The 15122-nt window shown below is 69.9% G+C and carries 9 protein-coding genes; 3 read left to right on the top strand and 6 right to left on the bottom strand.

Annotated features, from left to right (window positions below):
• Nucleotides 1-18: 18 nt before the first annotated feature.
• Together JMO03_RS04195 and JMO03_RS04190 are read right to left on the bottom strand one after the other, a co-directional pair.
• The gene (locus JMO03_RS04195) at nucleotides 19-1272 is read right to left on the bottom strand and encodes an efflux RND transporter periplasmic adaptor subunit (protein ID WP_202840547.1); all 1254 of its coding nucleotides are present in this window, start codon (nucleotides 1270-1272) and stop codon (nucleotides 19-21) included.
• Between the two features lie 143 nt (nucleotides 1273-1415).
• Nucleotides 1416-6368, bottom strand: a complete 4953-nt coding sequence (locus tag JMO03_RS04190; protein WP_202840545.1) for an alpha-2-macroglobulin family protein — start codon at nucleotides 6366-6368, stop codon at nucleotides 1416-1418.
• A gap of 234 nt (nucleotides 6369-6602) precedes the next feature.
• Here JMO03_RS04190 and JMO03_RS04185 point away from each other — a divergent pair, with 234 nt between their 5' ends.
• The 3 genes from JMO03_RS04185 to JMO03_RS04175 are packed head-to-tail and all read left to right on the top strand — an operon-like array spanning nucleotide 6603 to nucleotide 9017.
• Nucleotides 6603-7643: a hypothetical protein gene (locus JMO03_RS04185; protein WP_202840543.1), complete on the top strand. Its 1041-nt coding sequence runs from the start codon at nucleotides 6603-6605 to the stop codon at nucleotides 7641-7643.
• Nucleotides 7630-8274, top strand: coding sequence for a hypothetical protein (locus tag JMO03_RS04180; RefSeq protein ID WP_202840541.1), 645 nt, complete (start codon nucleotides 7630-7632; stop codon nucleotides 8272-8274). The genes JMO03_RS04185 and JMO03_RS04180 overlap by 14 nt, the downstream gene beginning before the upstream one ends.
• A gap of 47 nt (nucleotides 8275-8321) precedes the next feature.
• On the top strand, nucleotides 8322-9017 hold the full coding sequence (locus JMO03_RS04175; RefSeq protein ID WP_202840539.1) for a HEAT repeat domain-containing protein: 696 nt from the start codon (nucleotides 8322-8324) through the stop codon (nucleotides 9015-9017).
• A 220-nt stretch (nucleotides 9018-9237) separates the two neighbouring features.
• On the opposite strand, the gene gyrA is transcribed toward JMO03_RS04175, so the two are convergent.
• The 4 genes from gyrA to epmA form a co-directional block, all read right to left on the bottom strand.
• Entirely contained in the window at nucleotides 9238-11847 is a 2610-nt protein-coding gene (gyrA, locus tag JMO03_RS04170; RefSeq protein WP_202840538.1) for a DNA gyrase subunit A, read from the bottom strand.
• A gap of 354 nt (nucleotides 11848-12201) precedes the next feature.
• On the bottom strand, nucleotides 12202-13272 hold the full coding sequence (mtnA, locus tag JMO03_RS04165; protein WP_202840530.1) for an S-methyl-5-thioribose-1-phosphate isomerase: 1071 nt from the start codon (nucleotides 13270-13272) through the stop codon (nucleotides 12202-12204).
• A gap of 40 nt (nucleotides 13273-13312) precedes the next feature.
• Nucleotides 13313-13918 carry a DUF3011 domain-containing protein gene (locus JMO03_RS04160; protein WP_238345878.1) on the bottom strand — a complete coding sequence of 202 codons (606 nt, stop codon included), beginning with the start codon at nucleotides 13916-13918 and terminating at the stop codon, nucleotides 13313-13315.
• Nucleotides 13919-13994: 76 nt separating this feature from the next.
• Nucleotides 13995-14966 carry an EF-P lysine aminoacylase EpmA gene (gene epmA, locus JMO03_RS04155; protein ID WP_202840526.1) on the bottom strand — a complete coding sequence of 324 codons (972 nt, stop codon included), beginning with the start codon at nucleotides 14964-14966 and terminating at the stop codon, nucleotides 13995-13997.
• Nucleotides 14967-15122 lie beyond the last annotated feature (156 nt).

Below are 15122 nucleotides of genomic sequence, written 5' to 3'. Positions count from 1 at the left end.
CGGTCTTCCTCTGGGTGATCAGCGCAGGCGCAGGACGTCGTAGTCGTCCCACTGGCTGGTGTCGGACAGGATGGCGCGGTCGCCCGGGCCCAGGCCCTCGACGACTTCGATGCGGTCGCTGGACGCGGCGCCGTAGCGGACGCGCACGCGACGCGCGGTCCTGCCATCGGCATCGAGCACGAACAGCGACGAGGCGCTGCCTGGCACCGCCAACGGCGGACGCGCGAGACTGACCACGTCCTCCAGCCGGCCGAGGCGGATGCGGCCTTCGACCGACAGGTCGGGTCGCGCGCCCGCGGGGAGTCCGCCGACGAACGACACGTCGACCACGACGCTGCCGTCCACCACCGCCGGGTCGATGCGCGACACGCGAGCCTCGGCAACGCCGTTTCGGGTGTCCACGGTCGCCGGTAGGTCGAGCGCAAGGTCCTTGGCCAGTACTTCGGACACCTGCAGGCGGCCGATCAGGTCGTCGGGACGGGCCACACGCGCGAGCATCGCGCCCATCTCGACCTGCTGCCCCGCCTCCGCCTCGACCTGCTGCAAGATGCCGCCGATGCCGGCCTTCACGTCCAGCGCCTCGACCTGCTGGCGTGCGATCGCCAGCAGGCTGGCCGCTTCGTCGCGCCGAGCCTGCGCCGCCTGCAGCTGCGCCGCCATGTTCTCGCGGAACGTGTCCACCCGCTGCCGTTCGATATCCGAGCGCTCCCGGTTCTGCACGTCGGTGATCTGGCTCTGCCGCAACTCGATCGCCGAGATCACGCCCGCGGCATGGGCACGCTCGTTGGCCTGCGCCCTGACCTCGGCGATGCGCCATTCCGCTTCCACCTGGGCGAGCTGCGAGCGCTGGTCGAGCAACTGCGAACGCAACGAAGTACGCGTCGCCAGCACGTCCGCCTCCGCGCCGGCCAGTGCCGCTTCCGCCCTGCGCAGGTTCGCTTCCAGTTCCGGGTTCGCCAGGCGCAGGATCGGCGTATCGGCTTCGACCCTCGCGCCCGGCTCCACCATCACGTCCTGTACGGTCGCAGTGGCGCGGGCCGTGATCCAGCGCGTGTTGCGCGGCACCAGCGTGCCGACGGCGCGGATCTCGCGCAGCATCTCGCCGTGCCGCGCCGCGTCGATCCACAGATCCCTGGCCGCCGCCGAAGGCGCCGCGCGGTCCAGTCCCGACAGCAGCCACGCAAGCGCCGACAGGGCCAACGCGGCGGCGACGATCCAGAGATTCCTCGGGCGGCGCCATGCCGGGCCGCCACGGGCTTTCGCGATATCCATGCCCAATCGTCAGCAATCCCCATGCCAACCGGGCGCTTCGCGTAAACCACTGAACCAATAGACGTCTTGCGCAGGACTTCCACGCAGCACAGGTACGATTCCGGACGCGGCGTCCGGAACCGTACGCCTGCGCTATCCCCGGATCATGGCTGCACCACCGTGATCGTCCCCGGCACCGCCCGTCCCACGCCGCGGATCTGTGGCCGGTACATGTCCTCCACCATCGGCGGCGGCACGGTGTACGTGCCCGGGGTTACCGCGCGCACCAGGTAGAACACCCGTGCCGTGCGGCCCGGATCGAGGTCGAGCGCGGCGACGTAGCGGTCGTCGCGGAACTCCTCGTGCTCGACGTCGGCGGCATCGGAGCGGTCGTTGATCTCGATGCCCTCGACCACCACGTCCGCCCACTGCTTGGCGTCGCCGAGGTTGAAGTTCTCGAGCTCCAGCCCGGCCGGCAGCAGGTCGGTGAGCAGGGCATCGGGCATCGCCACGTCGCTGGTGATCGACAGCGCGACGATCAGCGCCTCGCCCTCCTTCAGCGGTGCCGGGGTCCACGGCTTGCCCTCGGTGGTGTACAGCGCGCGCTCGACCTTGATCCGGCTGGCGTCGACCGCCGGCGCCGAGGTCGGCACGCCGGCCACGTCGATGCTGACGAACAGCGGTCCCGCGTCACCCGAGGGCGGGCCCTGCGGATCGAAACGCACGCCCTTGGCCAGCGTCCCGCCGTCGTAGGTACGCCCGACCACGCGCGCCGCCGGCACCGGTTGGCTCACGCCGCCCTCCACCAGCGTGCCGGACACCTGCTTGCCCTGGGCCGACGCCAGCGCCTTGCCCAGCCGCGCCAGCGCGATCTGCTCCTGCGTGCTCAGGTACAGCCAGCCGCGGTTGCGACGCACGTCCAGCTCGCGGCCGACCTCGATCGCCCTGGCATCGTACGCCGCGCGCACCTGGCCGCGCTCGTGGGTCAGCGCCACCATCAGCGACTGGTCGCGCAGCGGGCTGCCGTAGTCCCACAGGTAGCCCGGCCGGTCGCCCTTGAACGCGAACGCGTCCTCGACCGCCTTCTCGCCGCGGACCTTGTCGCCCTGCAGCGACAGGGCCAGGCCCAGGTGCACCAGCGGCAATGCGGTGAGCGTGTTCCTGCGATCGTTGTCGTACAGCGCGCGCAGCGTGCCCAGCGGCGCGCGGTTGACGCGGGCGAGCACGTAGCCGGCGTAGGCCTGGTAGGCGAAGCGCAGGTGCGAACGGTGGTCGCGACCGTAGAACTGGTTGCCACCGGCCAGCAGGTCCTCGTTGAGCCGTTCCAGCGCCTTCTGCAGCACCGCCTCGGGCACGTTGAAGCCGGCGTCGCGCGCGTCGAGCAGGAACTCGACGATGTACGGCGTCAGCACGGGGTTGACGTAGCCATCGTCGCCCCACATCGAGAAATGCCCCGAGGCGATCTGCATCGACGCCAGCCGGCCGAACGCCCCTTCGACGTACTGCCGGCGCTTGCCGGTGTCGACGTCGGCGATGCCCAGCATCTTCGCGGTCGGCTCGTCCAGCAGCAACGCCGCATACCCCTTGCTGGTGGTCTGCTCGGCGCAACCATAGGGATAGCCGAGCGCGCCGCGGATCGCGCTGGCGAACGGGATCGGGGGCAATGCGCTGACGGTGAACTGCGCCACCACCGAGTCGGGCATCAGCCCGCTCGCCAGCGAGCCGTCGAGCGTCACCGGCGCCGGCGACTGCAGCACGCGCGTGCTCGAACGCAGCACCGACGGCCACGCCGGGCGCACCGGCAGGTCGTAGCTGCGGTCGACCTTGAAGCCGTTGCCGTCCACCCGCACGCGCACTTTCGCGACCGTGTATCCGGTGTTCGCGGCCAGCGGGAAGCTGAGCGTCGATATGCCGTCGACCGCCAGGCTCGCCTTGCGCGCACCCTCGGAAATCGATACCGGGCCGATGCCGTCCACGCGGACGTCGAACTCGCCGGCCTTGCCAGTGAAGTTGGTGAGATCGAGCGTGACCGTCGCACGGTCGCCCGGTGCCATCACCCGCGGCATGCTCGCCTCGGCCACGATCGGCGCCCGCGAGATCGTCTCGACGTCGCGGCTGCCGTAGCTGTCGGCGGAGTACACCAGGGCCGACACCCGCAGCGTGCCGTTGAAGTCGGGCACCTGCAGCGTGAGCTTCGCGTTGCCCTGCGCATCGAGCTTGACCGGACCTGCGAACAGGTCGACCGTCTGCACCCGTGCGGTCGGTCGCCTGGCCTGCGGCAGCGCCGCCAGCGCCACGTCGCCGCCGAAACGCAGCCGTGCGGTGCCGCCCTCGTGGCTCTCGATCACGCGGCCATAGATGTCCCAGGCGTCGACGCCGAGCCGGCGTTGCGCGAAGAAGTGCCTGCGCGCGTCGGGCACCGGATAACGGGTGATGTTGAGGATGCCGACATCGACCGCCGCCACCGTGGCGTACGCTTCCTTGCCCGCGAGCTGCGGCGCACTCAACACCACCTGCAGCGGGCCTTCGGGCCGCATGCGTTCCGGCGCCTTCAGGCCGACGGCGATGCGTCGATCGCGGCGGTCCATCGGCACGTGCGCCACGCCTACCGCACGTGCCGGCGTAACCTTGCTGGCCGCGCTGCCGCCGCGGAACACCAGTGCGGTGACGTAGACGTCGTGGCGCTCCCAGTCGGCCGTCACCGGGATTTCGAAGCTGTTGCCGCCTGCCTTAGCCTCGATCGCCTGCACGTAAAGCATGCGGTCGCTCTCGACCATCAGCAGGCCGTGGCCCGGGTGCGGCGGCGTGAGCGTGACCCGCAGCCTGTCGCCGGCGCGGTAGGCGGTCTTGTCGAACGAGAGCTTGACCTTGTCCGGGCGCGCATCGAGGCCACGGTTCTCGTCGCCCCAGCTCCAGCCGGCGCGGAACGGATAGCGGGTGACCAGCTTAGTGGCCGGATCGAGCACGTCGACGCGGTACTCGCCCCACTCCACCGGAAAATTCAGGCGCGTCGCGGTCTCGCCGACGTCGACGGTACGCGTCTCGACGTTCTCGAAGCGGCTGCTGTACTCGTAGTCCCAGCCGCTGTCCTCGTCATGACGCCAGTGGTAGTCCCGGTGCTCGCGCACCAGGGTGACCTGCAGGCCCTTGCCCGGGCGCGGCTTGCCGTCGCTGCCCACGCGCAACAGCTCGAAGCCGGGGTTGGCATTGGCATCCGCGCCGTCCTTGTCGTCGAACTGCGGGCGCACGCCGACCAGCGCCTCCGCGGGCCACAACACACGCTTGAGCGTGCGGTTGACGCTGCGGCCACCGGTCTCGTACAGGCTGCCCGACACCACCGCGGCGACCGGCGTGGTCGCCTTCACCTCTTCGGGCAGCGCGATGTCCTGCGCGAGGCGTCCCTGCGCATCGAGCGTCGCGTCGACGACGTCCTTCGCTTCCCGCGGCAACGCCACCGTGGGATCGCCGAAGAACCAGCCGGGCATTCCCTCGAGCGGATGCTGTTCCACCGCGACCGCGAGCTTCGCGGTGAAGCGGTTGCCCGATGCCGGCGCGCCGTAGAGATAGGCGCCGATGGCCTGCAGCTTCAGCGGCTGTCCGGGTCTGAGCACGGCCTCGGCGGACTCGAGGTCGAGCTTCATCCTCTCCGGGAGGAACTCCTCGATGCGCAGAGTCATGCCCTGCACCGCCTCCTTGCTGGAGGGGTCGGTGCGGAACTCGACCTGCCAGCGACCGGTCGGCGCATCCACCGGCACTACCTTCTCGAAGCCGAAGTATCCGAGCGCGCCCGGTTGCAACCGGGTCTCGAAGAAGGTCTTGCCGTCGGGCCGTTTGAGGCGCGCGAACAACGTCTGCGCCTTGCCGTCCTTCGCCACCACCGGTTTGCCGTCGTTGTCGCGCAGCAGCGCCGACACGCGCACGGTCTCGCCCGGCCGGTACAGGTCGCGGCCGGACCAGGCGAACACGTCGAACCAGGCGTTCTCGCGACCCGATACCGCGAACTCGGACAGGTCCAGCGCCGGCTGGTTGAACGGCAGCATCGAGACGTCGTTGCCGCGGCTGGCGACCAGTACGTGCGCGGCGTCCAGCGTGTAGTCGACCAGGGCATTGCCGTTGGCGTCGGTACTGGCCTTGTAGATCGTCTCGCCGCGCGCATCGAGGATCCGCAATTCGGCGCTGCCGAGCGCGTTGCCGTCGCGTAGCGAGGCGGTATGGACGAACAGCTTGTCCTTGTAGGCGCGCGCGTGCAGGCCGATGTCGCTGACGGTGAAGAAGGCGGTCTCGAACTGGTCCTGGAACGAACCGGCCTTCTTCATCACCGCGAAATACAGGCCCGGCTGCTGCAGCTCGGCGATGTCCTGCAGCGGCAGGTAGGTCAGCACCCGTTCGTTGCGCTCGCCGCCGAGCACGAAACGATTGACGTAGACCGGCTCGGCCAGCTGCGACATCGGCGCCTTGTCGCCCCAGCGACTGTCGAGCTCCCAGCTGCCGCGGCGCCCACCGCGCTGGTACTCGGCGAAGAACTTCGGCAGCGACGACTCCTTCAGCCGCAGGAACTCGACGTCGACTTCCGCGACGTTGACCGACACCACCGGCAGGCCGCGCGACTCCTTCGCCGGCAGCACGCTGCCCTGCGAGGCGAAGCCCACGACCGGATCGAGTTCGCCGGTGTACACCTTCTCCTCGCGGTCCTGGCCGAGCTTGCTGCCGTCGGCCGCGGTCAGCTCACCGGAAATGCGCAGGGTGTAATGGGCGTCCGCCTCGACGTGCGGATAGCGCAGGATCCTGCCGTCCTCGGACAGGGTCCAGCCGCTCGGTTCGGCGACGGGCTCGGCGAAGGTGACCAGCTTGTCGAAGTCCTGGGTGCCGACCAGCGGCCGGGAGAACTCCAGCGCGATCGCCAGCGATTGACTGGACTGGTCCGGCCAGGCGCGGACCAGACCGAACCCCTCGACCGCATCGCGCTCGCCCCGGATCGCTTCGCCGCTGACCGCTGGCAACTGGCCGGAGTCGTTGCGCTGGCAGCCTGCCGCTGCAACAGCCAGGAGGCCCAACAGCGCGAGACAGCGGGCCACACGCCCCCCCGCCCGCATCCCGAAGCGCGCTGCAAGTCCCATGTTCCCCCCGGTGCGTTGGTCGCTATCAGTATAGGCAGTGGCACCCCGCCGGGGCAGGTGCGGCCGCCGACATCTCGCGCGGAGGCCAGCGGCCACGGCCGTCGCGGGGGTCCGTCCGGGACCTAGGGTAGCCCCGGACTGTCGCGGGCCGGAACGGTGCGGGACACTGCCGCTCGAGAAGGCACCGTCAGGCGGCGGTCGCGTACACGACAAGGCGATGAACGAGGACGTCCCGTGAGCACAGACCTCGATACCCAGCTCCGCACCGGCTACACACAGCACCCGCAGGACGTGGCCGAGTGCCGGCCCGGGTCGGACACCCACACCGTCGAGGACGGCGAGATCGCCAGTCTCCAGTTCGTGGGCGACGATGCCACCATCGACATGGGCGACAAGGGCGACAGCTGGGCCAACACGTCCCTCGGCGCGGCCATGGAAGGCAACGTCCTGCACCTCAACCGCATCACCCCCGAGATGCTCAAGGACCTGTCTCCGAGCAACCTCAACGGGTTCATGGATACCTGGATGGCCGGGCGGGACTTCAGTGTGTCCGTGAACGGCAGGAACACAGAACTCAATGGCGCGACGGCGATCGCCGCGATGGCTTGGGCCAGCGGCGATTCGGTGGCATTCGCGAAAGCGTTCGCGGCTGCGCCCGAACACGTGCTCGATTACCTGACCGGCAATGGCTCGCGGGTCCTCACCGCCGAGAACATGACGCTGATCATGCGCGAGATGAGCGCCAGCGCGGATTACTGGGACGGCAGCAAGGCCGGCTACGAGACCGGCGAACTCGATGCGCTCGGCGACCTGGTGCAAATCTATCTGGACAAGAACGCAGGCGACGATCCACAGGCGGTGGTCGACGCGGTCGAGCAGCTGATCGCGGAAGTCGGGTGCTCGATGCCGTTCACGCCGGAGAACGCAGGTGCGTTCAATGGCGTGCTGATCTCCGGCATGCTCAAGCACTTCGACGCGATCAACGCTTCCGACGCCACCCGGAACTCGATCATCAACGGTCTCGCCGGCGTGACCGGCACGATCGCCGCGGGCTTCGGCCCATGGGGCGTGGCGGCCGCTGCAGGCATTTCCGCCTTGAACAGCGTCTACCAGGGCGCGAACCCGCCGCGCGATTTCGAAGAGGTCGCCAACCGGGTGCAGGCCGAGATCCAGTTGCAATGGTTGCAGCACCCGCCGGAAGGCTGGACCAGCAGCGATGTCGGCAACGCGATCGACTGGACCAACACCACGATCCTCGCCAATGGCCAGCGCTGAGTCCGCCCCCGCGTCGGCCCGCGAGGCGGGGACCGACACGCTGTCGCCGCTCTCGGTCCTGCGGCTCGACGCAAGCCGTGAGGCCCGGCGCCGCTCGCCGCAAGCGCCGGATGCCGCATTGTGGAGTGCGTTCGGATCGGCGGCGACCGATCGCCAGCGGATCAACCTGTGGCTGCGCCTGCCCGACGAACCGTCGGCGCGCTTCTACCACGCAGGTGAATTGCTCGGAGTGGAGATCGACCACGATCTCGCCGACTCCCTTCCCGAACCGGTCCGCCGCGTCGCACCCGCGGTCCAGGCCATGCTGGAAGCGGCGCAATCGATGCTGCGCTGGCATCGCACCCGCCTGTACTTCGGTCCAGGCTCGGCGCCCGTGCACGAGCGCGAGGACTGCGTCGTGCTGGAATGGAGGCGCAGCCGCTGGGAAAGCACCGGGCCCGCAGTGGAAGTGGTGCCGCTTGACGCGTTCACGGAAGGCGGTTGGTCCGGCGGGCCGGCCCGCGACCCCGCCTACGCGCTGGCGACGCAGTCGATGGTGGCAGCCTGCGTCCGTCTCCGCGCGCTGGCGGACGCGCTGCAGGCAGAGGGCGGGCGCCTCGCGGTCGCGATCCGGACTTTCGAGCCGGCGTGACCACAGCAGACCGCGCCTGTCCGGCCGGCATGCGGCACAATCAGGGCATGTCGCCTGCCAAGCCCCCACCGCGCTGCGTCGTCGTCCACTTCGATAAGCCCCGGCGCACGCTGGCGATCGGCATACTCGTCCTGGCGCTGACCGCGTGCGGGGCACCACCGCAATCCACGCCCGACCCGGAACCCCCGCAGGCCGCAGAGCCCATGCACACCCAAGCCACCCCGCTACGTGCCGCCTACGAGACGCTCGCCGCGCTGCCCCCCGACCCCGAGCTCGCCGAACTGCGCGCGTCCGCCTCGCTGGCACGGCTGCAGGGCGAGGTCAGGCCGGACGATCTCGCCCTCGCCGGACCACTGGCCGAGCTATCGAGACACGAACGCCCCGGCATCCGGGCCGCGGCGGTCGCGCTGCTCGGCCAACTGACCTTGGCCGCGGAAGGCCGCGCCACGCTGCCCCCCGAAATATCCGTGGCACTGGCCGAGGCCATGTCGGACGAAGAGGAAAGCGTGCGCCTGGAAGCGACCCGCTCCGCTGCCCCGTTGCGCGACGATGCAATCCGGGCAGCGCTGCTCGCCCGGCTGGCGGATCCGGCTCCCCAGGTACGTTTCCAGGCCCTGCACGCCCTGCACGCCGGGGGAGACCTGGCGGGCGATGGCGCGCAGCGCGCACACGCGCTGCCTTTGCGCGAGGATCCGGATCGTCTGGTGCGTGAGCTGGCGCGAACCGCGTTGGGCGACGACTAGCGTCCGTTCGACCGGGCGGTCTGTGAGGACCCGCAGCGGGCGAACGGTTCCGGCAAGGCTTGCCGACCCACCTCCGACCCTCGCCACCGCAGGTGCCTCCCCGTGCCGGAATCCCTTCCGGCGCGACCTCCCCTCACGGTGGGCCCGCACAGCGGGCGGAGCCGCAACCACGTCCTGGGCCCACGGGCGATCACGTCCCGCCTGCGGGAAGCCGGGCCGCTCAGGCGTGCACGTCGGCTCCGTCCATCGCCCCGGACCCGTCGCCGAGGACATCATCGGCGGTGTGGACCGGGTTGTCCGTGTCGAGCGACGCGTCCACGCGTTCGATCGCCTGCAGGCTCTCGTCCGCCGCCAGGCGGATCAGGGTCACGCCCTGGGTATTGCGGCCCACCTGCGAGATCTCCGCCGCGCGCGTGCGCACCAGGGTGCCGCCATCGGAGATCAGCAGTACCTCGTGGTGGTCGGACAGCTGGATCGCGCCCACCAGCCTGCCGTTGCGGGCGGTGGTCTGCAGCGCGATCACGCCCTGGGTGCCGCGGCCCTTCTTCGGATACTCGTCGAGCGGGGTGCGCTTGCCGTAGCCGCGCTCGCTGGCGGTGAGGACGTCGCCCGGGCCGTCGACCACCACCAGGCTGCGCACCTCCTCGCCCGCGGCCAGGCGGATGCCGCGCACGCCGGTGGCGGTGCGGCCCATGGCCCGCACCGAGCCCTCGTCGAAACGCACCGCCTTGCCGTTGCTGGCGAACAGCATGATGTCGCGGCTGCCGTCGGTCAGCGCGGCATTGACCAGCGCGTCGCCCTGGTCGAGGTTGATCGCGATCTTGCCGCGCGCCAGCCGGTAGGCGAATTCGGTCAGCGGCGTCTTCTTGACCGTGCCGTGGCGGGTCGCGAAGAACACGAACTTGTCGGCCGCGTACTCACGCACCGGCACCACCGCCTGCACCTTCTCGCCCTCCTCCAGCGCGATCCAGTTGATGATCGGGCGGCCGCGCGCGTTCGGCCCGGCGTCGGGCAACTGGTGCACCGGCAGCCAGAACACGCGGCCGGCGCTGGTGAAGGTGAGCAGGGTGTCGTGGGTGTTGACCAGCCACAGCTGGTCGATGAAATCCTCGTCCTTGGTCGCAGCCGCGTTGCGCCCGCGCCCGCCGCGCTTCTGCGCGCGGTAGGCGGTCACCGGCTGGCGCTTGGCGTAGCCGGCATGCGACAGCGTGACCACCACGTCTTCCGGCGCGATCAGGTCGAGGATGTCGAGGTCCTCCTCGCTGGCGCGGATCTCGCTGCGGCGCGCGTCGCCGAACTCTTCCTTGACGTTGCGCAGTTCGGTGCGGATGACCTCCAGCAGCACTTCCGGATCCTCGAGGATCTCGATCAGGCCGCGGATCGCCTCCAGCAACTGGCGGTATTCCTCGGTCAGCTTCTCCTGCTCCAGCCCGGTCAGGCGGTGCAGGCGCATCTCGAGGATCTGCTGGGCCTGCTGCTCGGTGAGCTGGTAGCCGTCGGCGAGCAGCCCGACGCCCGCCGGCAGGTCTTCCGGACGCGAGGCCTCGGCGCCGGCCGCGCCGAGCAGGGCGCCGACCAGCCCCGGCTGCCACAGCCGCGCGAGCATGCGCTCGCGCGCGATCTGCGGATTGTCCGAGGTCTTGATCAGCTCGATCATCTCGTCGATGTTGGCGAGCGCGACCGTCAGGCCCTCGAGGATATGGGCGCGGTTGCGCGCCTTGCGCAGCTCGAAGATCGTCCTGCGCGTGACCACCTCGCGGCGATGGCGGACGAAGGCCTCGAGGATCTGCCGCAGGTTGAGCAACTGCGGGCGACCGTCGACCAGCGCCACCATGTTGATGCCGAACACAGATTCGAGCTGGGTTTGGGCGTAGAGGTTGTTGAGCACCACCTCGGCCGAGTCGCCGCGCTTGATCTCGATGTAGATGCGCATGCCGTCCTTGTCGGACTCGTCGCGCAGTTCGCTGATGCCGTCGAGCTTCTTCTCCTTCACCAGCTCGGCGATCTTCTCGATCAGCCGCGCCTTGTTCACCTGGTAGGGAATCTCGGTGACGATGATCGACTCGCGGCCGTTGTCGGCCACTTCCACGTCGCACTTGGCGCGGATGCGCACGCGGCCACGGCCGGTGCGGTACGCCAGGTGGATGCCGCCGACGCCGTTGATGATGCCGCCGGTGGGGAAATCCGGCCCGGGGATGTATTCCATCAATCCGTCGATGTCGATCTCGGGGTTGTCGATCATCGCGATCAGCGCATCGACCACCTCGCCCAGGTTGTGCGGCGGGATATTGGTGGCCATGCCCACCGCGATGCCGGCCGAGCCGTTGACCAGCAGGTTCGGGAAGCGCGTCGGCATCACCGACGGCTCGAGTTCCTTCTCGTCGTAGTTGGGGGTGAAATCGACGGTTTCCTTGTCGATGTCGGCCATCAGCTCGTGGGTCAGGCGCGCCATGCGCGCCTCGGTGTAACGCATCGCCGCGGCGGAGTCGCCGTCGACCGAACCGAAGTTGCCCTGGCCGTCGACCAGCAGGTAGCGCAGCGAGAACGGCTGCGCCATGCGCACCAGGGTGTCGTACACCGACTGGTCGCCGTGCGGGTGGTACTTGCCGATCACGTCGCCGACGATGCGCGCCGACTTGTAATAGGGCTTGTTGCTGTGCGCGCCCAGCTCGTTCATCGCGTGCAGCACGCGGCGGTGCACGGGCTTGAGGCCATCGCGGACGTCGGGCAGCGCGCGGCCGACGATCACGCTCATGGCGTAATCGAGGTAGCTGCGGCGCATTTCGTCTTCGAGGTTGACCGGGATGATTTCCTGCGCGAGATCGGTCATCGAATTGCTTGCATCCTCGTGGAGCGGGCGCCTCCGCGCGCGATCCGCGCCGGGGTCCGGAAACAGGGCGGCGGAGCCTTTCGACCCCGCCGTAAACAGTGTCCGAATGGTACCACGCGGGGCCCTCGTCCGCCACTATTTTCCCGCGCAGAAACAAGCACTTGCAAGGCGGTCACCCGGGTTCCAGGCGGCGCCGGGCGCGCTGCTTGCGGGGCGCCTGCAAGCGCGGCGGTCCGCCGGAGCGATGCCGAGACCTGACGCGGGTCGATGGAGCGCGTCCGCGGCGGCCCGACACTCCCTTTCTCGCACGCGTCGGACTTCGACTGGCGCAAGCCCACGCCAGGCGGTGGCGTGTCAGCCGCCGAACAGCGCCCGCATCGAAGTCGTGTCCGGGTTCTCGACGATGCCCTTCTCGGTGACGATCGCGTCGATCAGGCCGGCCGGCGTCACGTCGAACACCGGGTTCCACGCCGGCACCCCCTCGGCCACGGTGCGGGTGCCGCCGATGCCGTACAGCTCGGCCGGGTCGCGCTCCTCGATCTCGATCAGTTCGCCCGAGGCGGTCTCCATGTCGACGGTCGAGGACGGCGCCACCACCATGAACCTGGTGCCGTGGTGGCGCGCGGCGATGGCGAGCTGGTAGGTGCCGATCTTGTTGGCGGTGTCGCCGTTGGCGCAGATCCGATCGGCGCCGACCACCACCCACTGCACCACGCCGGTCTTCATCAGGTGGGCGGCGGCGGAATCGGCGATCAGGGTGGCGGGGATGCCGTCCTGCATCAGCTCCCACGCGGTCAGGCGCGCGCCCTGCTGCCAGGGCCGCGTCTCGCCGGCGTACACGCGCTCGATGTGGCCCTGCGCGACGCCGGCGCGGATCACGCCCAGCGCGGTGCCGAAGCCGGCGGTCGCCAGCGATCCGGTATTGCAGTGGGTCAGCACGCCGCTGCCGGGCGCGATCAGCGAGGCGCCGAGCATGCCCATGTTGCGGTTCGCGGCCAGGTCCTCGGTTTCGATCGCCAGCGCCTCCGCCTCGAGCGCCGCGCGCCAGTCCATGCCTTCGCCCGCCTGCGCGCGCAGCAGGGCCGCGCGCATCCGCGCCAGCGCCCATGCGAGGTTCACAGCGGTCGGTCGCGCGGCGCTGAGCCGCTGCAGCGCGGGTTCCAGGCGTGCAGCGGCATCGGCGGCATCGGTCGCGTCGATCGCGCGGGCGGCCAGCACCGCGCCCCAGGCCGCGGAGATCCCGATTGCGGGGGCGCCGCGCACGGACAACGAGTGGATCGCATCGGCGACCGCGTCGCTGCTGGTACAGGCCAGGTATTCGACGACGAACGGCAGCTTGCGCTGGTCGAGCAGTTCCAGCGTCTCGCCTGTCCAGCGGATCGGACGGATGCGGTCGTAGCGTGCGTAGTCGATGGCGTCGGTCATGGCGCCGATTCTACTGGCGCCGCATCGCCACTGGCATGCCTCAGCGCACGCGGAACTCCGCGCGGCAACCCGCATCGACCCAGATCCCGCCACGATCCCAGCCCCAGTTCTGCCCGCGCACGCAGCGCGTCTCGGACAACTGGCGGACCAGATCGACGCCGCGGCCGACCTGCACGTCGCAGCGGCGATGCCGCCCACGGTCGGATTCGCAGCGCACGACCTGCCCGTAGCCGGCGCCGGGACCCGACGGATAGCCGGGCGCGTATCCGCCGCCACCACGATCGGTCACGAACTCGGCGCGACACCCCTGCGATACCCAGACGCCCCTGTCATCCCAACCCCAGTTGCGGCCCTGCACGCATGCGGTGCGCGAGAGCTGGCGTGTGATGGACACGCCACCCCGGGTATCGACGCGGCAATGGCGGGTCCGGCCTTCGTCCGACTCGCAGCGCACGGTGGAACCCGATCCATGACCGTATCCGCCCCCCGGATAGCCGTCGCCGGGATAGCCTCCCGCACCCGGACAGCCGCCCCCGCAGCCACCGGAGGGATAGCCATAGCCGACGCAGCCCGTCAGCAAAGCCAGGGCCGCAGCGCCCAGTCCGATCCTGATCCCGCCCGTCGCGCGCCTCCCGACATGTCCCATGCGCGTTTACAGTGCGCGCCACCATGTGAACGACCGGACAAGCGAACGGTCGATCGGTCGCAGACCGTAGCGGGATTCAGGCGCGATTGAAGTCGAACGCCAGCACGTCGGCGATCCGCGACGTGCCGAGCATCGCCATCAGCAGTCGATCGACGCCGAGTGCGACGCCGGCGCACGCCGGCAATTCCTCCGCCATCGCGTCGAGCAGCGCATCGTCGAGCGGTGGCAGCACCGCGCCGCGCCCGGAACGCACCGCCAGGTCGCGTTCGAAGCGCTGGCGCTGTTCGGCGGCGTCGGTCAGTTCGTGATAGCCGTTGGCGAGCTCCAGCGGGCCGAGGTACAGCTCGAACCGCTCGGCCACCTCGACATCGCCGCGCCGGACCACCTGCGCCAGCGCGCATTGCGAGGCGGGATAGTCGTGCAGCACCAGCAACTGGTTGGGCGGGAAGCGCGGCTGAAGGCGATGGGTCATCAGCAGGTCGAGCCAGTCGTCGCGGCTTAGGCCGGCCGGATCGATGTCGATGCCACCCGCGGCGGTACGCAGCGCGTCGACGCCGGCGGTCATCGGGTCGACGCCCAGCAGGTCGCGGTACAACGCACGGAAGCTGGTGCGCGCGACCGAAGCTTCGCGTCCCACCAGCGCGAGCGCGACCTGCACAAGCTCGACGGTTTCGTCGGCCAGGCGCAGGTGGTCGTGGCCGAGGCGATACCACTCCAGCATCGTGAACTCGGGATTGTGGCGGCCGCCGGCCTCGCCGTCGCGGAACACCCGCCCGAGTTCGTAGCAGTCGCCGATGCCGGCGGCGAGCAGGCGCTTCATCGGAAACTCCGCCGAAGTACGCAGCCAGCGCGTATGCGGTGCGCCGTCGGTGCGGCCGGAGAACTCCAGCGCGAACGGGGCGATGTTCGGATCGGTGTTGCCGGCGCGCGACAACACCGGGGTTTCGACTTCGAGCACGTCACGCGCGCGGAAGAAATCGCGCACCAGCCGGTTCAGCCGTGCGCGCAGGCGCAGCGCATCGATGTTGGCGCAGGGTTGCCAGTTCATTCCGGCCCCGGGCGCGCGTCACAGCTTCCCTTCATTCCCACGCAACTGCGAATCGTCACCGCGAAGCGCGGGCGCGAACGGGTCTCCAGCCTCCCGCAGCGCCGTCTCCTGCCGGTCGAAACCGCGTGAACGCCGGTACCGCGGGATTGGCGTCGA

This window comes from Luteimonas saliphila (genome assembly GCF_016774335.1).
Taxonomy (GTDB): Bacteria; Pseudomonadota; Gammaproteobacteria; order Xanthomonadales; family Xanthomonadaceae; genus Luteimonas; species Luteimonas saliphila.
The sequence above is the reverse complement of the archived record's forward strand: the minus strand, read 5'-3'. Positions and strand labels throughout refer to the sequence as shown.

Bases quoted from the DNA above. Each gene is read 5' to 3' on its own strand.
- JMO03_RS04180 (WP_202840541.1), top strand. From the start codon at position 7,630: ATGGCCAGCGCTGAGTCCGCCCCCGCGTCGGCCCGCGAGGCGGGGACC.
- JMO03_RS04195 (WP_202840547.1), bottom strand. From the start codon at position 1,272: ATGGATATCGCGAAAGCCCGTGGCGGCCCGGCATGGCGCCGCCCGAGG.
- JMO03_RS04160 (WP_238345878.1), bottom strand. From the start codon at position 13,918: ATGGGACATGTCGGGAGGCGCGCGACGGGCGGGATCAGGATCGGACTG.
- epmA (WP_202840526.1), bottom strand. From the start codon at position 14,966: ATGAACTGGCAACCCTGCGCCAACATCGATGCGCTGCGCCTGCGCGCA.
- gyrA (WP_202840538.1), bottom strand. From the start codon at position 11,847: ATGACCGATCTCGCGCAGGAAATCATCCCGGTCAACCTCGAAGACGAA.
- mtnA (WP_202840530.1), bottom strand. From the start codon at position 13,272: ATGACCGACGCCATCGACTACGCACGCTACGACCGCATCCGTCCGATC.
- JMO03_RS04190 (WP_202840545.1), bottom strand. From the start codon at position 6,368: ATGGGACTTGCAGCGCGCTTCGGGATGCGGGCGGGGGGGCGTGTGGCC.
- JMO03_RS04175 (WP_202840539.1), top strand. From the start codon at position 8,322: ATGTCGCCTGCCAAGCCCCCACCGCGCTGCGTCGTCGTCCACTTCGAT.